Raw genomic sequence first — 23,339 nt, 5'->3', positions numbered from 1 at the left:
CCGACAACCTCACATCAGCACCAATCCCCCATCCGCGACCAGCGTCTGCCCCGTCAGCGCCGCCGCATCGTCCCGCGCCAGCATCGCGACGACCGCGGCCGTGTCCTCTGGCGTCAGCGGGCGGTCGAGCGCCTGGTGTGCGGCGACGTCGGCGAATTCCTCGGGCGGCACCACTGCTGTCGCCGGTGTCCTGGTCAGACCCGGGGCCACGGTCATCGCCGCGATGCCGTCGCCGCCGCGACGGCAGCCCCTCCGGCGAGAAGGGGAACTCGACCAGCACATCCTCGGCACACAGGTCCGCCCAGGCCCTCATGTCCTTGGCGAGGAAGGCGTCCAGGCTGCGCCTGAAGGCCTCGGCGGGTGTGGCGGCGATACCTGTAGCAGCGGCTGCGTTCATGGCGGGCTCCGTTCGTTGTCAGCGCCCAATGCGGGCAGATATCACCGCCTTCGGGTGATGGGGACTCACCTGGTCCACACCGAAGCTGTGTGCAGGCAGGCCGCACAGCGCCGCTTCAAGAACCGCACCAGAACCACATCTCGACCAGGAGTCCCCATGTCTGACCTTGTCTTCGGCCTCGACACCTTCGGCGACGTCCCCGAAGACGACACCGGCGCCCCCGTCTCCGACGCCCGCGCCATCCGCCAGGTCCTCGACGAGGCGGTCCTGGCCGACCAGATCGGCGTCGACGTCATCGCCCTCGGCGAGCACCACCGCCCCGAGTTCGCCATCTCCAGCCCGGAAACCGTCCTGGCCGGCATCGCCACGCGCACCGAGCGCATCCACCTGTCCTCCGGCGTGACCGTCCTCAGCTCCGACGACCCGGTCCGCGTCTTCCAGCGCTTCTCGACCCTCGACGCCCTCTCCAACGGCCGCGCGGAGATCATCCTCGGACGCGGATCCTTCACCGAGTCGTTCCCGCTCTTCGGCTACGACCTGCGCGACTACGACGTCCTGTTCGAGGAGAAGCTCGACCTGTTCGCCAAGCTCCTGGAGGAGAAGCCGGTCACCTGGACCGGCACCAAGCGCCCCGCGCTGGACGGCGCCGACGTCTACCCCAAGACCGAATCCGGCCGCCTCACCACCTGGGTCGGCGTCGGCGGCACACCGCAGTCGGTGGTCCGCACCGCGCAGTACGGCCTCCCCCTGATGATCGCGATCATCGGCGGCTCGCCGGCACGCTTCGCCCCCTACGTCGACCTCTACCAGCGCGCCGCCGAGCAGTTCGAGACCACCGCGCACCCGGTCGGCATGCACTCCCCGGGCTTCATCGCCGACACCGACGAGCAGGCCCGGGAGCTGCACTGGCCGCACTACAAGGTGATCCGCGACCGCATCGGCGCGCTGCGCGGCTGGCCGCCGATCCGCAAGCACGAGTACGAGGCCGAAGTCGAGCACGGCTCGCTCTACGTCGGCTCCCCGGAGACCGTCGCACGGAAGATGGCCGACGCCATCAAGGCCCTCGGCGTGGGCCGGTTCGACCTCATCTACACCAACGGCGCACAGCCCATCAGCGCACGGCTGCGCACCGTGGAACTGTTCGGCACGCGGGTCGTGCCGATGGTCCGCGACCTGCTGGCGGGCTGATCCGTGGCTCAGACCATCGGCATCCTCGGCGCCGGCAAGGTCGGAACCGTGCTCGCACGGCTGGCACTGGCAGCGGGTTACCGCGTCCTCGTCGCCGGCTCCGGAGACCCCGCCAAGATCGCGCTGACCGTCGAAATCCTCACGCCCGGCGCCTCAGCGGTCACCACGGCGACCGCCGCAGCCGAGGCCGACATCGTCATCCTGGCCCTGCCGCTGGGGAAGTTCCGGGACATCCCCGCCGACCTCCTCCAGAACAAGCTGGTCATCGACGCCATGAACTACTGGTGGGAGATCGACGGCATCCGCCCCGACCTCACCGACCCCCGCACCACCTCCAGCCAGCTCGTGCAGGCCTACTTCCACGACGCGCACGTCGTCAAAGCCTTCAATCACATGGGCTACCACGACCTGGACGAGGGCGGCCGCCGCACCGGCACCCCCGGCCGCAAAGCCATCGCCATAGCCGCCGACGACCCGCGCGACCGGGACGCCGTCGCGCACCTCGTCGACGCCTTCGGATTCGACCCGGTCATCGCCGGGCCGCTGGCCGAAGGCGTACGCCTCCAGCCCGGCAGCGAGGCCTTCGGCGCGAACGTCGCCGCGACCGAGCTGGAGGCGATGCTGGCGCGCTTCCCGGCACTTTCCACGTCTGTGTCAGACCTCTGATTCCGTGCTCTGATCAACCCCTTCGGCCGAAAGGCAGTGCGCACCATGTCAGTGCTCGACTCCCGCACCAACCGCCGTTCGTTCCTGACCCGCTCGGCGACCGTCGCCGCGGTCCCGGCCCTGGCCGGCGTGGCAGGCGGCGTCCTCGCCGGACCCGCATCTGCGGATACCGGCTCCGACCTCCCCGATTACGCCCCGATCCCGCCGTCCGCACTCGGCCCGGCCGTCAACGCGCAGGGCTACCACGTCGGCCGCATCCAGCGGAACCTCTACTGGGTCACCGACAGCACCTACATGTCCGCGTTCCTGACCACGAAGGACGGCGTGGTCCTGTTCGACGCGCCGCCGACGATCGGCCACAACCTCCAGCGTGCCGTCGACGAGGTGGCCGCCGCCAACGGCACCTCGAACAAGGTCACGCACATCGTCTACTCGCACCACCACGCCGACCACCTCGGTGCCTCGTCGTTGTTCGGACGGGACGTGACCCGCATCGGACACGCCGAGACCCGCACCCTGCTGCTCCGCGACAACGACCCGGCGCGGCCGGCCCCCGACGAGACGTTCACCGAGCGCCGCACCCTGCACATCGGCGGAGAGCGCATCGAGCTGGCGCACCTGGGCACCAACCACACCCCCGACAACATCTACATCCACTTCCCCGACCACGACACCCTGATGCTGGTCGACATCAACCTGCCCGGCTGGGTGCCGTTCGACAGCTTCAACCTGAACGAGGACGTGCCCGGCTCGCTGGCAGTGCCGGGCAAGGCACTGGCGTTTCCGTGGCAGCACTACGTCGGCGGCCACATGGGACGCCTGGGCACCCGCGACGACATGATGCTCTACCAGCAGTACGTCAACGACCTCATAGCCGGAGTGAAGGCCGCGCTGACGGCGGTCGACCCCACTCCGTTCTTCGCCAAGTACGGCGACAACTCGTGGGCCGCGGTGAAGACCTACCAGGAGGCGCAGACCAAGTACGCCTCCGACCCGGTCATCAAGAAGTACACCGGCGTGCTGGCCGCGGCGGACGTCTACACGCAGAGCCACGCCTTCGTGCTGCTGGAGTCGATCCGGCTGGACCTCGGGGTCGGGTCGCAGGTGCATCCGTAGCCTGATAGCGAAACCAGGCGGCCGGTCCGGGACCTCATCGAGATCCCGGACCGGCCGCACAGCACCAGCACCAGCACCAGCACCAGCTACATCAGAACCCGTACGCAGGCAGAACCGCCCCCGACACCGGCCCACCGGCGTCCGTCACCAGATGCACCAGCTGATCGGCGATCGCCTCCGGCGCCGTCGCGTGCGCCATCACGTCCGCCGGCAGGAACGACCGGTTCAGCGGCGTGTCGATCAGCTGCGGCGCCACCGCGTTCACCCGGATCCCCGACTCCCGCAGCTCGTGGTTCAGCACCACCACCAGGTGGTTCAGCGCCGCCTTGCTCAGGCTGTACGCCGCCACCCCCGCCTCCGCCTCGGCGCCCCAGCGCGAGGACACGAACGCGATCGACCCGCCGCCGGCGTCCCGCATGTGGGGTACCACCGCCTGCGTCAGCCACAGCGCCGGCCCCAGGTTCACGTCCATCATCAGCCGCAGCTGGTCCGGCGTCGCGGCCAGCGCCTCGCCCAGGCCGTAGGCGCCGATCGTGTTCACCAGCACCGCCGGGGTCCCCAGCTCGGAGACCACGGTCTCCACGACACGCCGTGCGTCCTCCGGGTCGGTGGCGTCGCCCGGGACGCGCAGCACCTGCGGCGGCAGCGCCTCCAGGCCGTCCTTGTTCCGGTCCGCCCCGGCCACGCGGTACCCGGCCGCTACCAGCTTGTCCACGACCGACCGGCCCAGGGGCCCGCCGGCGCCGACGACCAACGCGACACGCTCGGTCATCTCCATCACCTTGTCTCTCACGACGCCGCGTGCGGCGTCTGCCGATTCCTCGTCCTGACGTTCAGGATGACCACCGGTCAGGTGATCGCGCGTCATCCGGATCAGGTGATCGAGGTGGCGCGTTGACAGGTGTTGCGCGTAATGGTCGAGTGGAGAGTGTCGGTCATCCCAGCAGCTCCCCTGCACTCCTCCTACCGTGACATGCCGACCGGGCCGGGGCATCCGCACCTGATCGCCCGGCAGCGGCTGCTGGCGGCGCTGGAACAGGCCGCGAGCCGCACAGTGACGATCATTACCGCACCGGCCGGCAGCGGAAAGTCCTCCCTGCTGCGCTCCTGGTCCGACCGCCAGGAGCAGAGCCACCGGCCGGCGATCGTCCAGGTCCAGCACGAGCTCGACGGCCAGCTGTTCTGGCTCGCGGTGTGGGACGCCGTCCGGGGCCTGGCGCAGGACCGCGACCACACAGAGGAATTGCCGGCGGTAGCCGCACCGGACTTCAGCAGCGAGGCGATCGTCGACCGCATCCTGGACGAGCTGGCCGCGTGCCCGGACCGTGTCAGCCTGCTGATCGACGATGTCCATGAGCTGACATCCCCCGAGGCCCAGACCCAGCTGACCCGGATGCTCACGCAGCTGCCGGACAACGCGCACGTGATCCTGGCCGCCCGCCGGGACCTGCCGCTGCGGCTGCACCGGCTGCGGCTGGACGGCCGGCTGGCCGAGCTGCGCGCCGCCGACCTGCGCTTCACCGAGGACGAGACGCGCGCGCTGCTCAAGGCCTCCGGCATCGTGCTGTCCGACGGCGCGACGGCCCGGCTGCACGAGCGCACCGAGGGCTGGGCCGCCGGGCTCCGGCTGGCCGTGCTGTCGCTGCAGGGGCACCCGGATCCGGAACGCTTCGTCACCGAGTTCGGCGGCAGCGACCGCACCGTGGCCGAGTACCTGGTCGCCGAGATGCTGGACCGGCAGCCGCAGGACGTCCAGGACATGCTGCTGCGCACCTCGATCCTGACCCGGATCAGCGGCGACCTGGCCGACGTGCTCACCGGCCGGCCGGGCTCGGAGCGGATCCTGCTGGGGCTGGAGGACGCGAACGCGTTCGTGGTGTCGCTGGACGCCGAGCGCACCTGGTTCCGGTACCACCACCTGTTCGCCGACCTGCTGCAGCTGGAGCTGCGCCGCGTCCATCCCGACGAGGTGCGCGGGCTGCACCGGCGGGCCGCCGCCTGGTTCACGGAGGCCGGGATGGTCGTCGAGGCCGTCCGGCACACACAGGCGGCCGGCGACTGGGACGCGGCGGCAAAGCTGTTCGGCAACCACTCCTTCGGCCTGATGCTGGACGGCCAGCAGGAGACCATGCAGTCGCTGCTGGACGCCTTCCCGTCCCCCTCGACGGCCGACCTGCCGGAGCTGAGCGCCGTGCGGGCGATGCTCGACCTGTGGCGCGGCCGGCTCGACGAGGCCGCCGCACACCTGGCGGCCACCACGACGTGCATCACCGACTCGCCGCCGGAGCGGCCGGCGCGCGCCGACGCGACGGTCAGTGCGCTGAGTCTGGAGCTGGCGCGGCGGCGTGGCGACGTGGCCGAGGTGATGCGGCACGCCGCACTGCTCACCGCGCCGCCCACGGGTTCCGGTCCTGGCTCATTCTCCACCTCCGCCGAGGACATCGCGCTCGGCGCGGATCTGCGGGTGGTGGCGTTGATGAACCTGGGCATGGTCGAGGCCTGGTCCCTCGGGCTCTCCGACGGGGCCAAGCACCTGGCCGAGGCCGTGGAGCTGGCGCGGTTCATCGGGCGTCCGTACCTGGAGGTGGCCGCGCTGGCGCAGCTGGGGTTCGCCACCAAATTGCACAGTTTCACCGACGCGCGCCGGATCAGCGAGCAGGCGCTGGCGCTGGCCGCGCAGCACGGCTGGGACACCGCGCCGATCCTGGCGCCGGCGTTGGTCGCGCAGGCGTGCACGCAGGTCTTCAACGGCGAGTTCGACCGCTGCGAGGCGACGCTGACCCAGGCCGACGAGGCGCTGCGCACCGACGCCGGGCCCGACATCGGGGTGTTGCATCGCTTCAGCTGGGGCTTGCTGCATCTGGCGCGCGGCCGGATGGCCGAGGCCGAGGCGGAGTTCACGGCCGGGTACGAGATGCGGGCGGGGATGTCGCATCCGCATGTGCTGGGCGGCTTCGTCGTCGGCTGGCTGGCCGCGACGCGGGCCCGTCTCGGCGCGGTCGCCGAGGCCCGGGCGCTGCTGGCCACGCTGGACGACGCGCTGGCGGGCTCCGCTCAGGTGTCGAACGCGCGGGCCGTGATCGCGCTCGTCTCCGGCGATCCGGGCGCGGCGCTGGCGGCGACGTCGGCGGTCGTCGACGGGACGATCCACACGACGCATGCCTCGACGGTGGTCGAGGCGCATGTGCTGGCGGGGCTCGCGCACGATGCGGTCGGGGCGCGGGATCGGGCGTGGGAGTCTGTCGACCGTGCGCTGGCGGCGTCGGAGCCCGAGCGTTTGATCCTGCCGTTCGTGATGGCCGACGCCGGCGCCTTGCTGGAGTCCGTGCCACGGCTACGTTCGGCGTACGGCCCGTGGCTCACCGAGGTGCTGGACGTGATCCACGGCGCGGTTCCGGCCTCGGCGACGGTGAACCCGTGGGCGGGGCCGGCCCCGGAGCTGAGCGCGACCGAGCTGCGGGTGCTGCGGTACCTGCCGACGAACCTGTCGCGTCCGGAGATCGCCGGCGAGCTGTCGGTGTCGGTGAACACCGTCTCGACGCACGTGCGCCGGATCTACGCGAAGCTCCAGGCCACGGACCGCTCCTCGGCCGTGCAGCGCGCCCGGGAGCTGCACCTGCTGGGAACCGGGCCGACACGGTAGCCGTGTCGGGTACGGATCACCGGGTCCAGGTGATGGCAAGTCACCGGACCCGGCGGGACCGTGCAGGCATGAACGCAGAACCGGCCCTGTACTCGATCCGCGTCGGCGGCCACCTCGGCGAGACCGTCCTGTCCGCGTTCCCCACGCTGGTCGCCGAGTGCCGGGACCCGGGCGCGCAGACGGTGCTCACCGGACTGCTCGACCTCTCGGCGCTGTACGGGGTGCTGGCGCAGATGGAGCGGCTCGGGCTGGACCTTCTCGAGGTCACCCGGCCGGAGGCGGCGGGACGGTAGTCGCGGCAGAAGCTTGCTTGCGCAAGCACCTAGAGCTACATTGATGCGGCCAGCCACTGACAGCCCTCGATGGAAGCGACCAAACCGCCATGAACTCATTGCCGACGCAAGCAACCGACCGTCGCAGGTTCCTGATGACCACCGCCGCCGCCCTGACCGTGCCGACCGCATCCGGGCTGCTCGGTGCCGTCACCCCCGGCACAGCGCACGCAGACGCAGACGCCGCGCCTCCCGCTCCCGGCCTGCCGGACTTCGCGCCGGTGCCCGCTGAGGCATTCGGGCCTGCGCTGAATGCCAACGGCTACTACGTCGGCCGGATATCCGGGGACCTGTACTGGGTCACGGATGGCTACTACCAAGCGATGTTCCTGTCGACGGCGCGCGGCGTGGTGGTCGTGGACGCGCCGCCGACGATCGGGCACAACCTGCTGCGGGCGATCGACGACGTCACTCGCGCCAACGGCCGGTCCGCCAAGGTCACGCACGTCATCTACTCGCACTCACACGCCGACCACATAGGTGCCGCCGCGCTGCTCGGCGGCCCCGACACAGTCCGCATCGCGCACGTCGACACCGCTCACGCGCTGGCCCGCGACGCCGATCCGCGGCGGCCAGCGCCGACGGTGACGTTCACCCGCCGCCACGAGGTCGAAGTCGGCGGGGAACACTTGCTGCTGGAGTACCACGGGCCGAACCACGCGCCGGGCAACATCTTCATCCACGTCCCCGCGCACGACACGCTGATGGTCGTCGACGTCCTGTTCCCGGGCTGGGTCCCCTTCGGCAACCTCGGCTTCTCCCAGGACGTCCCCGGCTGGATCACCGCGCACCAGACAGCCCTGGACTACCCCTGGCAGACCCTGGTCGGCGGACACCTGGGACGGCTCGGCAGCCGTGCGGACGCCGAGACGCAGCTGGCCTATGTCAGCGACCTGAAAAGCAGCACGCAAGCGGCGATCGCATCACTCGACCCGACCGAGTTCTTCGCCAAGTACGGCCCGACCGGCAACGCCTGGGCGATCTTCAAGACCTACCTGTCCGCAGTCGCCGAGGCAGCCGCCGCACCGGTGGCCGCCAAGTACACCGGCGTGCTCGGCGCGGCCGACGTCTACACGGTCGACAACGCCTACACGATGCTCGAATCGCTGCGCATCGACGGCGACGTCCTGGGCCCGTTCGGCATCCGCTGACTCTTCACCAGGGAGGCGGCAGCTCATGCCTGCTCGGATATCCGAACGAACGCCCGCCCGAATTCTCAGCACTGCCGGGTACGCCTTCTACCTACTCTGGGCGATTCTCCATGTCCAGGCCGGCAACGCCGTCGCACGCCTCGGCCGGGCCCAACACCACTCGATGGTCCAGGCCCGGCTGTATCAGGACGCGTGGACGCTCTACTTCGCCGCCGGCCTGATCGCGGCGTTCGCGGTGCTGGCCGTCGTCCGCGCGTGGCAGCCGGCGTTCTGGCTGGTGCTCGGCATCGCGTTCGTCACCGACGTCAGCTTCATCCTCTTCGTGCTCGTGCCGCACTACATGCCGCTGTGGCCGGGGCTCCAGGGCCCGCTCGCCTGGGCCGGCGGCCTGGCGTTCACCACCGCGGGCCTCGTCATCAGCCCTCGGCCGGCTCGGTGAGCCTGCCCAGAATGTGTTCCAGCGCGAGGCGATCGGTGGCGGTCAGCCGGTCGGTGAACGACGTCGCGACCAGCGCGCGGTGCGACTCCAGGGCCGCGGCGAGCGCCTGGGCGCCGGCGTCGGTGAGGGCGATCTCGACGCCGCGGCGGTCGTCGTCGGCGGGCCGGCGCTCCACCAGGCCCGCTGACGCCATCCGCGCCAGCATCCGGCTCACGCCGCTCTCGCTGAGCAGCATCCGGTCGCGCAGCTCGCGCTGGCGCAGGCGCGCGCCGGGCTCGTCGGCGAGGTGGATGAGCACGTCGAACCACTCCAGCGGCAGGCCGTGGTCCGTCTGCATCTGGTCGGCGAGGCGGTCGACCAGGCGGCGGTGCGTGCCGAGGAATGCCTGCCACAGCGCGGTCTCCTCCAGCAGTCCGGAGACCATCGGGCCGAGTTCGGCGGCGGGGGGCTGCACCGGGTCGCTCTGAGCACTCCGCGCTCGCTGCACCTTGTCGCTCGCTGCCATCAGACCCGGCCTCCGTGAGGTTGCGCCACACTGCTTGCGCGAGCAAGTATATCGGTAACCCGGCCGGCGTTTAGCGGATCGCGGACAGTCCCGCTACCATGGCGCGGTATCACCGGCGGTGGGGCCCGCCGTACAACCGCCAGTGCCTGGCCAACGGTCCCTACTCCAACGCGATGACGCGTGCTGCCGTCATCTTGGGACGAGTAGGAGCTTGTGACGTGACCCGCGACGCCGACCTCACACCGGCCGACGACCTTCCCACCGATCCGGACCTGGTCGAATCCGACCCGGCGGAATCGAACCCCCAGCCGCAAGCGCCCCGACCCCGCACCCCGCGCCGCGTCGTGGCCGCCATCGCCGCCGGCGGAGCCCTCGGCGGTCCCGCACGCTACGGCCTCGGCCTGGCCTTCCCGACCGCGCCGCACACCTTCCCGGCGACCACCTTCGCGATCAACATCACCGGATCGTTCGTGCTGGCGCTGCTGATGGTGTTCATCCTCGACGTCTGGCCGCCGAACGCCTACGTACGCCCCTTCTTCTGCGTCGGCTTCCTCGGTGCCTACACCACGTTCTCCACGTGGATGGTCGACACCGACCGCCTGCTGGCCGCCGGGGCCTACGGCACCGCCGCCGCGAACGTGTTCCTGAGCCTGGCCGCCGGGATCGCGGCGACCAGCCTGGGGCTGAGCCTGGGCCGCGGCATCGCCGCCTGGCGGGGCAAGCGCCGCAGACACCTCGAACACCCCGCGCCCGCGTCGGTGCTGGCCCTGTCGACGGAGCAGTCCTGATGCTCACCCTGCTCGCCGTCTCGGCGGCCTCCGCGATCGGTGCCCCGGCCCGCTTCCTGCTGGACCGGACCATCGCCGGCCGCCGCACCTCCCGACTCCCGCTCGGCACCATGGCCATCAACCTCACCGGTGCGTTCCTGCTCGGCCTGCTGACCGGCCTCGCCGTGCACCACGGCATGCCGAAAGGCATGCTCGCGATGCTCGGCACGGGATTCTGCGGCGCCTACACGACCTTCTCGACGTTCTCCTACGAGACCATGCGCCTGGTCGAGGACGGCTCCATCGCCGAGGCCGGCACGAACGTCGCCGTCAGCCTGCTCGCCGGGACGGCTGCGGCGGCGCTCGGACTCGGGCTCGCGCTGATCGTCTAGTGAGCCGACTTCGAGATTCGCCGACACCCCGTGAGTCGAGTTCTGCGCCAACGCGCAGGTCGGGCGAGAGCACACTGCCGTAATTGCGCTGGCGAACCTCAAAGTCGGCTCACTGGCCTGCCGCGTTCAGGCCGCCGGATCAGACCTCGACGACAACCGTCCCGAGATACCGTCCGCCGATGGTGTCGAGGATCGCCTGCGGCGCGTTCGCCAGGCCCTTGATCCGCTCGTGCGGGAACGCGATCGCCCCGGCCCCGAGCCAGTCGGCGAACGCCCGGTTCCACTCCGGCAGCGCCTCGGGGTCGTCGTCGGCGCTGTAGCCACGCAACGAGATCTTCTTCAGCAGCAGCTGGAAGGAGTCCAGCTCAACCGGCGCGGTCCGACCCGCGCCGGTCGTCGCCAGCTGGCCGGACAGCGCGCCGATCACGAGCACCCGAGCACCCTGATTCGCCACCGCGATCGAGGCCGCGAGCTGCTCGCCGCCGACGCTGTCCAGGACCACGTCGACGCCGTCGGGCGCGGCCCGCCGCAGCTGCTCGGCGATCGGCCCGGCGCCGCGAAGCACGACGGCGTCGTAGCCCAGGCCGCCGGTCAGCAGATCGGCCTTGGCCTGCGACCCGGCGCTGCCGACGACGCGCCCCGCGCCGAGCAGCCGGGCGATCTGCCCGGCCATCGAGCCGATGGCTCCGGAGGCGCCGGAGACGAACACCGTGTCGCCCGGCTGGATCGGGACGCCACGAGTCAGCGCGGCGTACGCGGTCCAGCCGTGCCCGAGATGCACGATCGGATCGTCCGGACGCTCCGGCAGGCGGGTAAGTCCGGCCAGCGGCACCGCCGCATACTCCCGGTATCCCAGGTGATGCGAGACGAGATCGCCCGGTTCCAGGCCGCTGTCGCCAGGTGCGGCGACGACCTCCCCCACAGCCTGCTCGGCCACCGTGTCGCCCGGCCCCAACGCCGGGAACGGAACACCCTCGACGGCCTCGGCGCCTTCGCTGATCATCATGCGGACCGAGGCGGAGACGCGGAACGCGTGGTTCCGGACCAGAACCTCGTTCTCGGCCGGAACCGGCACCGGAACCTCGACGACGGCGAAGTTCTCGGCGGTCGGCAGCCCGTGCGGACGCGCGACGAGGCGGACTTCGTGACTGGTGGCGGGCAGAACGCCCATGTGAATCTCCCTGAAGCGGTACGGATTTGCGGATCCACCTTGAACCGGCCGAATCGCGATGCACCATTCAGGCGAGCGATCCCACCGGAAACCGATACCGATCCATCCTCTGTGCCGGTTCTCGACATAGAATGGATCTTGTGGATCTCCTCGACCGCCAGCTCGTGCACGCCCTCTGCCTCGACGGCCGGGCGTCCTTCAGCCGCATCGCCGCGGTCCTCGGGGTCTCCGACCAGACGATCGCCCGCCGTTATCGGGCGCTCCGCCGAGACGGCACGGTCAGGGTCGTCGCCGGCCTGTCCGCCGACCGCCTCGGCCTGACCACCTGGGTGCTCCGGCTCCAGTGCGCGCCGGGTTCGTCGACCGCGATCGCCAAAGCCCTCGCCAAACGCGCCGACACCTCCTGGGTTCGCATCGCCTCCGGCGGGACCGAGGTGCTGTGCAGCATCCTGACTCCCGACGACGACCGGGACGCCCTGCTGCTCGAACGGCTTCCGGCCACCAAGCCGATCATCGCGATCAGCGCCTACTGCGTGGTGCACACCTTCACCGGCAACGAGGACGGCTGGCAGCCGGTGGCGACCGCGCTGAGCGACGAGCAGATCGCCGCGCTGACTTCCGCCGCGCTACACAGATCCGGACCTGAATCAGGGTCCGTACCTGAATCAGAGCACGGGCCTGAATCAAGGCCCGAACCCGGCCCCGCCGAGCCGACCGTCTTCAAAGCGACCGTCCTCGAACCGACCGTCCTCGACCCCGCCGACCGTGTCCTCGTCGCCGAGCTGGCCCGCGACGGCCGCGCGCCCTTCACCGGCCTGGCCGCCGCGACCGGCCTGGACGAGTCCAGCGTCCGCCGCCGTCTGGCCGCGCTGCTGGCCGACGGGACGCTGTATCTCGACCTCGACGTCGACAACTGGGCACTCGGCTTCGGATTCAGTGCTCTACTATGGCTGTCCGTAGAACCGGCCCGGATCTCAACGGTCGGTAACGCACTGGCCCAATTCCCCGAGGTGGCTTTCGCCGGCGCCACGACGGGTCCCACCGACGTGCTGGCGTCCGTCGTGACGACCACCGGCACCGCCTTCTACCAGTTCCTGACCGACCGCGTCGGCGCGTTGCCCGGCATCCGCGAGATCCAGAGCGCGCCGGTGTTGCGGACCCTGAAACGAGTAGGGGTCTGATAGGGGTCTCCGGCAGGGGAATCCCCCTTCCCACCACTGGTTACCCTAGCTACTGTGTCGCCTAGTAGTACGGCGATCCGCCGTGCCGGCGAGGCATTCTGCCTTGCCCCTGTCGATACACCGGTTGATGGGTGATATCCGTGCTGCGCACTTTCTTAGCAAGCCGCGCCTCTGTTCTCATGACCGTCGCCGCGCTGCTCACCGCCACCGGCGGCGCGGTCGCGCTGACCGCGGCCCCGGGGTCCTCCTCCGGCCCGCCGTCGACCGCCCAGCAGGAGCAGGGGATGACGGTCGGCGCGCCGTTCAAGGATCCGGCGAACGCCGACATCGACGCCGGCGCGAACCACGACCTGACCATCACGCTGGACGCCGCCGACACCCACTTCAGCCTCGCCGGCAAGAAGGTGTGGGGCGAGTCCTACGACGGCGGGTTCGTGGCGCCGACGCTGCGGTTCAACCCCGGCGCACAGCTCACGATCCACCTGGTGAACGACCTGAAGGTGGCCACCAACCTGCACTTCCACGGGATGCACGTCTCCCCCGAGGACCACTCCGACGACGCGTTCCTGTGCGCCGCCCCGGGCACCACGCTCACCTACCAGCTGGCGATCCCCGCCGACCATCCTCAGGGCACGTACTGGTACCACAGCCACGCGATGGGGACGACCTGCCCCGCGCCCGGCAGCCCGGCCGCGATGGACGACGTCGACACCTCGATGGCCGGCATGGCGAACATGCCCGGCATGACGGAGACCAGCAGCACGAGCAGCACGTCCGGCACGTCCGGCACGACCAGCACGCCGACCACGACCGGAACCCCGACACCGGCGCCCTTCATGCCCGGCGACGTCGAGAACCAGATCTTCGCCGGCCTGTCCGGGGCGATGGTCGTCGGCGACGACCGCACCCTGCTGCCCGCGGCCTACCACGGCGTGGAGGCGCACACGTTCGTCTTCAAGGACGCGCAGATCGACTCCGGCGGCCACATCGTGCAGAACACCGCCACCACCTCGATCGACTCCAACGCCCCGACCGTCCGCCTGGTCAACGGCCAGCTGCGGCCCACGCTGACGCTGCGCCCGAACCAGACCCAGCTGTGGCGCCTGGCCAACGCCGGGGCGGACATCTTCTACCAGCTCCAGCTGGACGGCTACCACTTCACCGTGGTCGGCGAGGACGGCGTCCCGGTCGCGCGGACCCGCACCGCCGACACCCTGCTGCTGCCGCCGGGCAAACGCTACGACGTGCTGGTGACGGCGAACGCCAACGCCGGTCAGACCTGGCTGCGCACCACCGCCTACAGCAACGGCCCGCAGGGCGATCAGTACCCGGACACCGAGCTGGTCAAGGTGTCCGTGCAGGGCGCCGGCCTCACCCGGCTCCCGGAGTTCAGCGGCGCGGTCCGCACCGCGCCGGCCGACCTGGCCGCGGCCCCGATCGCCCAGCAGCGCACGGTCGACCTGTCGGAGAGCGCCGACGGCCTGTCGTTCTACATCAACGGCAAGCAGTTCGACATGAACCAGTCGGTGTTCGCCACCCCGGCCAAGCTGGGCACCGTCGAGGAGTGGACCATCCTCAACGAGGCCGGCGAGGACCACCCCTTCCATCTGCACGTCTCGCCGTTCCAGGTGATGTCGATCAACGGCGTCGCGCAGCCGTACACGCACATGCAGGACACGGTCCCGGTGCCGCACGCGGTGAACGGCGTGCCCGGCAAGGTGGTCATCCGCGTGCCGTTCAACGACTTCCCCGGCCGCTGGATGTTCCACTGCCACATCGCCGCGCACGAGGACAACGGGATGATGAGCTACATCAACGTGGTTTCGTGAAGCCGTCGGAGCGGCCTGTATGGAGTCTGATATACGGGTCGCTCCGTACAAAACCGATGCAGCGGTGAAATCCCGCACAGGACTTCTCGACCGTATGTCCGAATCGCCGTTGACCTCCCCACTCCACGGCGCTAGCTTCCCTAGTCGAGGCCTCACGACCGACCGTTCGGTCATCACTACCCACGGTAGTACCGCGTAGATCAGAGCTTTGCGGCCGCCCAGGTTCACGCACTCCCCCACGCATCGAGAGGGGAACCACCCCAGTGAGAATCAGCTCACGCCTGCGCGCTTTCGCGTGCCTCGCCACCGCCGTCGCCATGGGCGGCGCTCTCGCCGTCGGCTCCGCGACCGGCGCCACCGCGTCGACGGCGCAGTCCTCGGCGACCGTCGCCTCCGCGAACGCCGCGATGATCGCGGCCGAGGCGGCCGGGTCCGCGCACGCCTCGCAGCCGGCCGTCACGGCCGCGAACCAGGGTTCGGCCCACGCCTGCCCGGCGGTGATCGTGGTCGGCCACCAGTCCTGCTTCGCTCTGAAGCGGAACGGGGTCGGCGTCTCGTCGAACGCGGTCTCGCCGAACGCCATCCCGTCCGGCGTCGGATATGGGCCGTCGCAGTTGCAGTCGGCGTACAACCTGACGTCGACTTCGGCCTCGAACGGTTCGGGCCGCACGATCGCGTTGGTCGACGCCTATGACGACGCCAACGCCGCGTCCGACCTGGCCGCGTACCGTTCGGCCGCGGGTCTGCCCGCGGGCACCTTCTCCAAGGTGAACCAGAACGGCCAGACCTCGCCGCTGCCCTCGGCCCCGCCGGCCGGCGACGACTGGACCCTTGAGGAGTCCCTGGACCTGGACATGGCCTCGGCGATCTGCCCGCTGTGCAAGATCGTGCTGGTCGAAGCCAACGACGACTCCAGCGACGGCCTGTACGTCGCGCAGAACACCGCCGCGAGCCTGGCCGGCTACATCTCCAACTCCTGGGGCGGCTCCGAGTCCTCCACCGAGTCCTCGCAGGACTCGAGCTACTTCACCCACGCCTCCGGCATCGTAACCACGGTCTCCGCCGGTGACTCCGACTACGGCGTCAGCTACCCGGCGACCTCGCCGAACGTGGTGTCGGTGGGTGGCACGAACCTGACCACGTCGTCCAACAGCCGCGGCTGGACCGAGTCGGTCTGGAACACCTCCACCGGCTCGGAAGGCACCGGATCGGGCTGCTCAGCCTATGAGGCGAAGCCCTCCTGGCAGGCCGCACTGAGCCTGCCGTCCGGCTGCTCCAACCGCATCGACAACGACGTCGCCGCCGACGCCGACCCGGCCACCGGCGTCGCCGTCTACGACACCTCCAACGGCAACACCGGCTGGAACGAAGTCGGCGGCACCTCGGCCTCCTCCCCCATGGTCGCCGCGATGTTCGCGCTCGCCGGCAACGCCGGCGCCACCCCGGCGCAGGACATCTACCAGCACACCAGCAACTTCTACGACGTCACCTCCGGCAACGACGGCAGCTGCACCCCGGCCTACCTGTGCACCGCCGAAACCGGCTACGACGGCCCCACCGGCATCGGCACCCCCAACGGCATCGCCGGCCTGCAAACCGGTGGCGGCGGCACCGAGACCGTCTCGGTCACCAACCCCGGCACCCAGACCTCGACACAGGGCACTGCGATCAGCACCCTGCAGATCTCCGCGACCGACTCCGCCGGCAAGTCGCTGACCTACTCGGCCACCGGACTCCCGGCCGGCCTGTCGATCAGCAGCTCCGGCGCCATCACCGGCACCCCGACCGGCACCGGCAGCTCGACCGTGACGGTGACGGCGTCCTCGGGCACCGCCTCCGGCAGCGCCTCGTTCACGTGGACGGTCAACTCGCAGTCCACCGAGACGGTCAGCGTCACCAACCCCGGCAGCCAGACCTCGACGCAGGGCACTGCCATCAGCACCCTGCAGATCAAGGCCACCGACTCCGCCGGCAAGTCGCTGACCTACTCCGCCACCGGACTCCCGGCCGGCCTGTCGATCAGCAGCTCCGGCGCCATCACCGGCACCCCGACCGGCACCGGCACCTCCAATGTGACCGTGACAGCGTCTTCGGGCACCGCCTCGGGCTCGACGACGTTCTCCTGGACCGTCAACTCCTCCGGCGGCGGCTGCACCGCGGCCCAGCTGCTCGGCAACCCCGGCTTCGAGACCGGCAGCGCGGCCCCGTGGTCCGCCACCGCCGGCGTCATCAACAGCGACACGATCGACGAGCCGGCCCACTCCGGCAACTGGGACGCCTGGCTGGACGGCTACGGCACCACCCACACCGACACCCTGTCGCAGAAGGTCAGCATCGCCTCCACCTGCAAGACGGCGAACTTCTCCTTCTGGCTGCACATCGACACCAGCGAGACGACCACCACCACGGCCTACGACACCCTCAAGGTCCAGGTGCTCAACGCCTCCGGCACCGTGCTCGGCACCCTGGCCACCTACAGCAACCTCAACCACAACAGCGGCTACACCCAGCACTCCTTCAGCCTGGCCAGCTACATCGGCCAGACCATCACCCTGAAGTTCACCGGCACCGAGGACTCCTCCCTGCAGACGTCCTTCGTGGTCGACGACAACGCCCTGAACGTCAACTGACCCTCGTGACGCTCTCCTGAGCCGTGGGTGGCGGACCGGACACCGGCCCGCCACCCACGGCGTGTTCATCGAGCGACAGCCCCGGCAGGATCTTGATCCGGCTGGTGTCGAAGACACTGCGGCTCGTGGTCTTGTCCCCTATCTCGACGGACGCGAACAGGAACCGCAGAACGGCGCGGCGCCGCTGCTCGGGCAGCCGGGACCAGGCGCCGGGCGCCTCGGGGCCGGTGACGACGCCGTCCAGGACGTTCGCACTCTGCGTCTCCACCCGGCCGTGCCCGACCCGGAACTGGTTCGTGCGGCCGGGCGCGCCGACCGGGCCGCGGCGCACCGTGACCGGCAGGTCCGACGGCGCCAGGGTGCTGCTGCTGTTCTGCAACGCCTCGACGGCGGCCTGCTGGACGTAGTCCTCCAGCGACTTGGCGCCGATGTGCCGGTTGCACCGGTCGGGCTGCGGCTTGTTCTTCGAAGGACACGCGTACATCCGGTAGTCGCCGACGATGGAGCCCACCATGTGGTCCCGGCACCGCTCGCACACCACCAGACCGGTCAGCAGGTAGTCCGCGCGCGGCCGGCGATCGGCCACGGCGGCGCGGGCCGCCCGCTCGGTCTGGGCCCGCTGCCAGTCCTCGACCCCGATACAGGGCTCCCACACGGCCTGTCGCAGGCCGTCGATGGACTCCACGCCGCCTTGGAACACCCGGAGCCCGGCATAGCGCGGGGCGACCAGGATCCGACTGACGCCGCCGGTGGTCCACTTGGCGCCGGTCACCGTCGGGATGCCGCGCGCGTTCAGATCCCCGGCGATGGCGCGCAGGCTGTCCCCGGCCAGGTAGCGCGCGTACATCTCCCGGACCGTCTCCGCTTCCTCCGGGATCAGCGACCGCATGCCGGGGGCGTAGCCGTAGGCCCGGCGGCCGCCGCCGTGCGGCAGGCCGTCATCAGCGGTCTGACGACGCAGCTTCTGCACGGTCTTCGACAGCGAGGCGGCCTTGCCGGCGTGCTGCCGGGCCTGGGACAGAGCGTCCTCCCGGCCGCGCGGATCCGCGAGATCCAGCGAGTCGCCCATCGAGTACAGGTCCACCCCGTGCTCCTGCGCGGCGATCAACAACTCGACCGCGTCGGCCGCGCGATGGCGGACCAGCATCGCCGGTTTGACCACCACGACCGCCGGCACGCGTCCACTACGCACGGCCGTAAGCAGCCTGGTCCACGCGGGCCGCGCACTGCCCGAATTCCACACAGAACGGCGCTGATCGGCGAACACCAGGTGCGCCGGCACCGTGACCCCGATCGCCGCGGCATGGGTGCGCCCCTGCCGTTCCTGCACGTCGACCGGCGTCTGATCCTCGTCGCCACGTCTGGGAACGCAACAGTAGAGCGCTCCTACGACACCTGCTTCGCCCAGCACAGCCATGAAGTAACGCTACTACTCCAATTAGTAGATGTTGAAGGGCGGATTCGATTAGGCTTTGCTCGTGGCTCTGCGGCAGTTCGGGGAACTGGAAGCCCAAGTGATGGATCGCGTGTGGCGGCACAACCGTCCGGTCCTGGTCCGCGACGTCCTCGCCGACCTGAACACGGACCGGGATCTCGCCTACACGACGGTCCTGACCGTCATGGAGAAACTGCGCCGCAAGGGCTGGCTCAGCCGCCAGCGCCGGGGCCGGGCGTACGCCTACGAGGCCGCGGCCTCCCGCGAGTCCTATACCGCGCGCCTGATGTGCGACGCGCTGGCCACCAGCGACAACCAGACGGTGTCGTTCGTGCACTTCCTGGAGCAGCTCTCGCAGGAAGAGGCAGAGGCGCTGCGCACGGCGCTGGAGTTCCGTCAGCTCCCTGAGTGACTGACGATCATTCTTCTCCGTGTGTTTACATCAGCGTCCGTTGACCGACTTAGTTCGCACGGCTAACTTCCCTGACGGCAGCACTCCTGCCACCTCCCCACATCGAGAGGGAAGCCACCTCAGTGAGAATCAGTTCACGCCTGCGCGCGATCGCGTGCCTGGCGACAGCGGTCGCCATCAGCGGCGCGCTGTCGGTCGGCGCGGCGTCCGGGACCACGAGTCCCACCACGGCCGCGACCCCCACCGCCGCGTCCGCACACCCGAACCTGATCGCCGCGGAGGCCGCCGGTTCCGCGCACGCCGCGCAGCCCGCCGCATCGGCGGAGAACCAGGGCTCCACGCACGCCTGCCCGGCCGTCATCGTGGTCGGCCACCAGTCGTGTTTCGCCTTGAAGCGCAACGGGATCCACCCCACCACGGCCTCGGCCTCCCCGAACGCGATCCCGTCCGGTGTCGGCTACGGTCCCTCGCAGCTCCAGTCGGCGTACAACCTCACCTCCGCCTCGGCCTCGAACGGCGCGGGCCGGACCATCGCGATCGTCGACGCGTACGACGACGCGAACGCGGCGTCCGACCTGGCCGCGTACCGCTCGGCCGCCGGCCTGCCCGCCGCGAACTTCACCAAGGTGAACCAGAACGGCCAGACCTCGCCGCTGCCCGCGGCGCCGCCGTCGGGCGACGACTGGACCGTCGAGGAGTCGCTGGACCTGGACATGGCGTCCGCGATCTGCCCGCTGTGCAAGATCGTGCTCGTCGAGGCGAACGACGACTCCAGCGACGGTCTCTACGTCGCGCAGGCCGCGGCGGCGAACGTGGCCGGCTACATATCGAACTCGTGGGGCGGCACCGAGTCCTCCTCGGAGACCTCGGAAGACAGCACGTACTTCACGCACGCTTCGGGCATCGTGACGACGGTGTCCGCGGGTGACTCGGACTACGGGGCTTCGTACCCGGCGACCTCGCCGAACGTGGTGTCGGTCGGTGGCACGAACCTGACCACCGCTTCGAACTCGCGGGGCTGGACCGAGTCGGTGTGGAACACCACCCCGGGCTCTGAAGGCACCGGATCGGGCTGCTCAGCCTATGAGGCGAAGCCCTCGTGGCAGGCCGCGCTGAGCCTGCCGTCCGGCTGCTCCAACCGCATCGACAACGACGTCGCGGCGGATGCGGACCCGGCCACCGGTGTCGCCGTCTACGACACCAGTAACGGCAACAGCGGCTGGCAGGAAGTCGGTGGTACCTCCGCGTCCTCGCCGATGGTGGCCGCGATGTTCGCGCTCGCCGGCAACGCCGGCGCCACCCCGGCGCAGGACATCTACCAGCACACGGCCAACTTCTACGACGTCACCTCGGGCGACGACGGCAGCTGCACGCCGTCCTACCTGTGCACCGCGGGAGCCGGCTACGACGGCCCGACGGGCATCGGTACGCCGAACGGCATCGCCGGCCTGCAGACCGGCAGCAGCGGCACCGAAACCGTCTCGGTCACCGACCCCGGCACCCAGACCTCGACGGCCGGGACCGCTATCAGCACCCTGCAGATCTCGGGTTCGGACTCGGCGGGCAAGTCGCTGACGTACTCGGCCACCGGACTCCCGGCGGGCCTGGCGATCAGCTCCTCCGGCGCGATCACCGGCACCCCAAGCGCGGTCGGCACCTCCACTGTGACGGTCACCGCTTCCTCGGGCACCGCGTCGGGTTCGACGTCCTTCACCTGGACCGTCAGCTCCTCCGGCGGTGGCGGCTGCGCCGCGGCGCAGCTCCTGGGCAACCCCGGCTTCGAGACCGGCAGCGCCTCGCCGTGGGTCACCCCCGCCAGCGTCATCAACAGCGACACCACGTCCGAGCCGGCCCACTCCGGCAGCTACGACGCCTGGCTCGACGGCTACGGCACCACCCACACCGACACCCTGGCCCAGACGGTGACGATCCCGGCGTCGTGCACCAGCGCGAACTTCTCGTTCTGGCTGCACGTCGACACCGCCGAGACCAGCACCACCAAGGCGTACGACACGTTGAAGGTCCAGGTGCTCAACGCCTCCGGCACGGTCCTGGGCACCCTGGCGACGTACAGCAACCTCAACGCCGGCAACGGCTACACCCAGCACTCCTTCAGCCTGGCCACCTACATCGGCCAGAGTGTCACGCTGAAGTTCACCGGCAGCGAGGACTACGAGCTCCAGACCTCGTTCGTGCTCGACGACACCGCGCTGAACGTGCGCTGACGCGGCGGCGTCACCCCCAAGACCGCGGCGGCGTGCCAGACAGTCCCTGGCACGCCGCCGCGCTTGCTGTTCCGGTCAGTGGTGAGTGCTGCACCAGTTGTTGAAAGACTTCTGCTCGCCCCTGGTGAAGAAGCTCGTTTCGGTGCTGGTGACGCACCAGTAGTAGTCGCCTTCGTGCGTCGGCGCCAACACGGCCTTGATCATGTCGTCCGACGTGACGTCGATCGGCGTCGGCGGCAGGCCGTGGTGCGGCGCGTAGGTCGAGTACGGGTTGCTCGGATCCCGGACCTGGGCCGCGGTCGGGGGCTTGCCGGCGGGAAGGTGTCCGATCTCGAACAGCGCGGTGGAGTCGATGCCCAGGTAGTCGTTGGACTTCAGGTGCGCGTAGACGCCCTCGGCGACCCGGGCGCCGTCGGTCGGGTCGGTGACCTGGCTCCCGGCGATCGAGGCGACCGTCAGCACCTGCTCCGGCGTGCACGTGGTGCTGCCGCCGCCGTTGTCACTGCCGCAGGTCAGCGTCGCGGCCTTGGCCTCGAAGTCGACGGTCTTCAGGAACGCCATCCGGTTCGCCACCATCTGCGTCAGGATGCTCCGCGGCGAGTCGGACGCGGTGATCCAGTATGTCCCCGGTTCCAGCATCCCCTCTATCGTGAACTGGTGGTTCGTCGAGTTCACCGACCACGCCGGCAGGCCGATCGTGTTGTCGGCGATCGCCGTGTCGAAATCGGCCTGCTTCCACTTGCGCTTGTCGATCAGGCTCGCGATGACGTCCTTGCCCCACTCGTGCGGCGTCACGATGATCTGCGAGGCGTCCGACACGTTCGACTTCTTCAACAGCTCCGACACCGCACTGGTGCCGGAGATCTCCCGGCAGAGCGCGTAAGTCCCTGGGGTGATGCCGCTGGAGGCCCGGTTCTGGTTCGCCGCCTCGAGGTACGCCTGCGTGCTCTTGACCACGCCGGCCTGGACCAGCGCCTTGGCGATCTGCGTGCCGGTCGCGCCGCGCGGGACGTCCACCGGCACCTTCGTGTTCTCCGGACACGCGGACACCGCCGCGTAGTCGGGGGCCGGCGCCACGCTGCCGGCGCCGGTGCCGCCGCCGGACGGGTACGCCGCGACGATGCCGAACACCGCCCCGCCGGTCACCGCCAGCGTGGTGGTGGCGCCGACCATGGCGCGCCGGCGGTGCCCGGCCGCCTTCAGGTGCTTCCTGGTGAGGCCCACCGGGTCGGTGTGGTCCGGGTACCGCAGCGCCCGCGCGTGAAGCATGCGGGAGACCTCTTCCCCGAACCCGCCGAGCCCTCCGGGCTCCTGGTCCGTCATGGATGACTCCTGTCTCATCGGGTCGCGACCTCGGCGCGGGCCTCGGACAGCGCTTCGCGCATCCGGACCAGCCCGCGGGAGGCCTGGCTCTTGACGGTGCCGATCGACCGGCCCAGCAGCGCGGCGGTCTCGGCCTCGGTGAGTTCCTCGTAGTAGCGCAGGACGATCACGGCGCGCATGCCCGGCGGCAGCGTGGCCAGCGCGCGCCACAGCTCGTCCTCCCGGTCCACGGCGGCGTGGCCGTCGTACTCGTCGGGGCGGTCCGGCGGCTGCCACTCGACGTGCGTCCGGTGCCGCAGCGCCCGCCGCCACCAGGAGTTCGCCAGATTGACGATGATCCTGCGGACGTAGGCCTCGGGCTGGTCGACCCGCTCGATGCGGCGCCAGTTGCGATGGACCCGGATCAACGCGTCCTGAACGAAGTCCTCGGCATGCCCGTGGTCGCCGGCGAGCAGATACGCGGTCCGCACCAGCTGCTGCCTGCGGCTGGCCACGAACTGCCAGAACGCCTGCTCCTCATGCTCGGTGAGCGCCATT

21 protein-coding genes are annotated in these 23,339 nt (G+C 70.2%); 14 read left to right on the top strand and 7 right to left on the bottom strand.

From position 1 onward, the window contains the following. Nucleotides 1-9: 9 nt before the first annotated feature. Nucleotides 10-216 carry an SDR family oxidoreductase gene (locus ABH920_RS21395; RefSeq protein ID WP_370350825.1) on the bottom strand — a complete coding sequence of 69 codons (207 nt, stop codon included), beginning with the start codon at nt 214-216 and terminating at the stop codon, nt 10-12. Nucleotides 217-553: 337 nt separating this feature from the next. On the opposite strand from ABH920_RS21395, the gene ABH920_RS21390 reads away from it, so the two are divergent. The 3 genes from ABH920_RS21390 to ABH920_RS21380 are packed head-to-tail and all read left to right on the top strand — an operon-like array spanning nt 554 to nt 3,367. Continuing rightward, nucleotides 554-1,585 (top strand): LLM class flavin-dependent oxidoreductase, encoded by a 1,032-nt coding sequence (locus tag ABH920_RS21390; RefSeq protein WP_370350824.1) that lies wholly within the window; start codon nt 554-556, stop codon nt 1,583-1,585. 3 nt (nt 1,586-1,588) lie between these two features. Then, a complete protein-coding gene (locus ABH920_RS21385) occupies nt 1,589-2,251 on the top strand; it encodes an NADPH-dependent F420 reductase (RefSeq protein WP_370350823.1) in 663 nt (220 codons plus the stop codon). 45 nt (nt 2,252-2,296) lie between these two features. Beyond that, a complete protein-coding gene (locus tag ABH920_RS21380; RefSeq protein WP_370350822.1) occupies nt 2,297-3,367 on the top strand; it encodes an MBL fold metallo-hydrolase in 1,071 nt (356 codons plus the stop codon). Nucleotides 3,368-3,458: 91 nt separating this feature from the next. Here the strand turns inward: ABH920_RS21380 and ABH920_RS21375 are convergent, their stop codons facing one another. Further along, on the bottom strand, nt 3,459-4,139 hold the full coding sequence (locus tag ABH920_RS21375) for an SDR family NAD(P)-dependent oxidoreductase (protein ID WP_370350821.1): 681 nt from the start codon (nt 4,137-4,139) through the stop codon (nt 3,459-3,461). A 141-nt stretch (nt 4,140-4,280) separates the two neighbouring features. Between ABH920_RS21375 and ABH920_RS21370 the strand changes: the two genes are divergently transcribed. From ABH920_RS21370 to ABH920_RS21355, 4 genes are all read left to right on the top strand, one after another. Then, nucleotides 4,281-7,010, top strand: a complete 2,730-nt coding sequence (locus tag ABH920_RS21370; protein WP_370350820.1) for a LuxR C-terminal-related transcriptional regulator — start codon at nt 4,281-4,283, stop codon at nt 7,008-7,010. Nucleotides 7,011-7,078: 68 nt separating this feature from the next. Continuing rightward, complete coding sequence (locus ABH920_RS21365) at nt 7,079-7,303, top strand: hypothetical protein (protein ID WP_370350819.1); 225 nt, start codon at nt 7,079-7,081, stop codon at nt 7,301-7,303. A 134-nt stretch (nt 7,304-7,437) separates the two neighbouring features. Continuing rightward, nucleotides 7,438-8,493 carry an MBL fold metallo-hydrolase gene (locus ABH920_RS21360; protein WP_370350818.1) on the top strand — a complete coding sequence of 352 codons (1,056 nt, stop codon included), beginning with the start codon at nt 7,438-7,440 and terminating at the stop codon, nt 8,491-8,493. Nucleotides 8,494-8,518: 25 nt separating this feature from the next. Beyond that, complete coding sequence (locus ABH920_RS21355) at nt 8,519-8,932, top strand: hypothetical protein (RefSeq protein WP_370350817.1); 414 nt, start codon at nt 8,519-8,521, stop codon at nt 8,930-8,932. Here the strand turns inward: ABH920_RS21355 and ABH920_RS21350 are convergent. After that, entirely contained in the window at nt 8,910-9,437 is a 528-nt protein-coding gene (locus ABH920_RS21350; protein ID WP_370350816.1) for a MarR family winged helix-turn-helix transcriptional regulator, read from the bottom strand. The genes ABH920_RS21355 and ABH920_RS21350 overlap by 23 nt on opposite strands. 218 nt (nt 9,438-9,655) lie before the next feature. On the opposite strand from ABH920_RS21350, the gene ABH920_RS21345 reads away from it, so the two are divergent. After that, on the top strand, nt 9,656-10,225 hold the full coding sequence (locus ABH920_RS21345; protein ID WP_370350815.1) for a CrcB family protein: 570 nt from the start codon (nt 9,656-9,658) through the stop codon (nt 10,223-10,225). Then, nucleotides 10,225-10,596 carry a fluoride efflux transporter CrcB gene (crcB, locus tag ABH920_RS21340; protein ID WP_370350814.1) on the top strand — a complete coding sequence of 124 codons (372 nt, stop codon included), beginning with the start codon at nt 10,225-10,227 and terminating at the stop codon, nt 10,594-10,596. The genes ABH920_RS21345 and crcB overlap by 1 nt, the downstream gene beginning before the upstream one ends. A 139-nt stretch (nt 10,597-10,735) precedes the next feature. On the opposite strand, the gene ABH920_RS21335 is transcribed toward crcB, so the two are convergent. Further along, nucleotides 10,736-11,767 carry an NADP-dependent oxidoreductase gene (locus ABH920_RS21335; protein ID WP_370350813.1) on the bottom strand — a complete coding sequence of 344 codons (1,032 nt, stop codon included), beginning with the start codon at nt 11,765-11,767 and terminating at the stop codon, nt 10,736-10,738. A gap of 131 nt (nt 11,768-11,898) precedes the next feature. On the opposite strand from ABH920_RS21335, the gene ABH920_RS21330 reads away from it, so the two are divergent. The 3 genes from ABH920_RS21330 (at nt 11,899) to ABH920_RS21320 (ending at nt 17,407) form a co-directional block, all read left to right on the top strand. Next, entirely contained in the window at nt 11,899-12,948 is a 1,050-nt protein-coding gene (locus ABH920_RS21330) for an Lrp/AsnC family transcriptional regulator (RefSeq protein WP_370350812.1), read from the top strand. Between the two features lie 179 nt (nt 12,949-13,127). Beyond that, the gene (locus tag ABH920_RS21325; RefSeq protein WP_370350811.1) at nt 13,128-14,777 is read left to right on the top strand and encodes a multicopper oxidase family protein; all 1,650 of its coding nucleotides are present in this window, start codon (nt 13,128-13,130) and stop codon (nt 14,775-14,777) included. A gap of 263 nt (nt 14,778-15,040) precedes the next feature. Beyond that, on the top strand, nt 15,041-17,407 hold the full coding sequence (locus ABH920_RS21320) for a putative Ig domain-containing protein (RefSeq protein ID WP_370350810.1): 2,367 nt from the start codon (nt 15,041-15,043) through the stop codon (nt 17,405-17,407). Here ABH920_RS21320 and ABH920_RS21315 read toward each other — a convergent pair. Then, a complete protein-coding gene (locus ABH920_RS21315) occupies nt 17,400-18,824 on the bottom strand; it encodes a recombinase family protein (protein WP_370350809.1) in 1,425 nt (474 codons plus the stop codon). The two genes, ABH920_RS21320 and ABH920_RS21315, sit on opposite strands and share 8 nt — an antisense overlap. Nucleotides 18,825-18,885: 61 nt before the next feature. Between ABH920_RS21315 and ABH920_RS21310 the strand changes: the two genes are divergently transcribed. Together ABH920_RS21310 and ABH920_RS21305 are read left to right on the top strand one after the other, a co-directional pair. After that, nucleotides 18,886-19,254 (top strand): BlaI/MecI/CopY family transcriptional regulator, encoded by a 369-nt coding sequence (locus ABH920_RS21310; RefSeq protein ID WP_370350808.1) that lies wholly within the window; start codon nt 18,886-18,888, stop codon nt 19,252-19,254. A gap of 122 nt (nt 19,255-19,376) precedes the next feature. Next, nucleotides 19,377-21,479, top strand: coding sequence for a hypothetical protein (locus ABH920_RS21305; RefSeq protein WP_370350807.1), 2,103 nt, complete (start codon nt 19,377-19,379; stop codon nt 21,477-21,479). 75 nt (nt 21,480-21,554) lie between these two features. Here ABH920_RS21305 and mltG read toward each other — a convergent pair whose 3' ends face one another. Continuing rightward, nucleotides 21,555-22,802, bottom strand: a complete 1,248-nt coding sequence (gene mltG, locus ABH920_RS21300; RefSeq protein ID WP_370350806.1) for an endolytic transglycosylase MltG — start codon at nt 22,800-22,802, stop codon at nt 21,555-21,557. 14 nt (nt 22,803-22,816) lie between these two features. After that, nucleotides 22,817-23,338 carry a SigE family RNA polymerase sigma factor gene (locus tag ABH920_RS21295; protein WP_370350805.1) on the bottom strand — a complete coding sequence of 174 codons (522 nt, stop codon included), beginning with the start codon at nt 23,336-23,338 and terminating at the stop codon, nt 22,817-22,819. Between the last annotated feature and the right edge of the window lies 1 nt (nt 23,339).

This window comes from Catenulispora sp. EB89, assembly GCF_041261445.1.
Classification (GTDB): Bacteria; Actinomycetota; Actinomycetes; order Streptomycetales; family Catenulisporaceae; genus Catenulispora.
The sequence above is the reverse complement of the archived record's forward strand: the minus strand, read 5'-3'. Positions and strand labels throughout refer to the sequence as shown.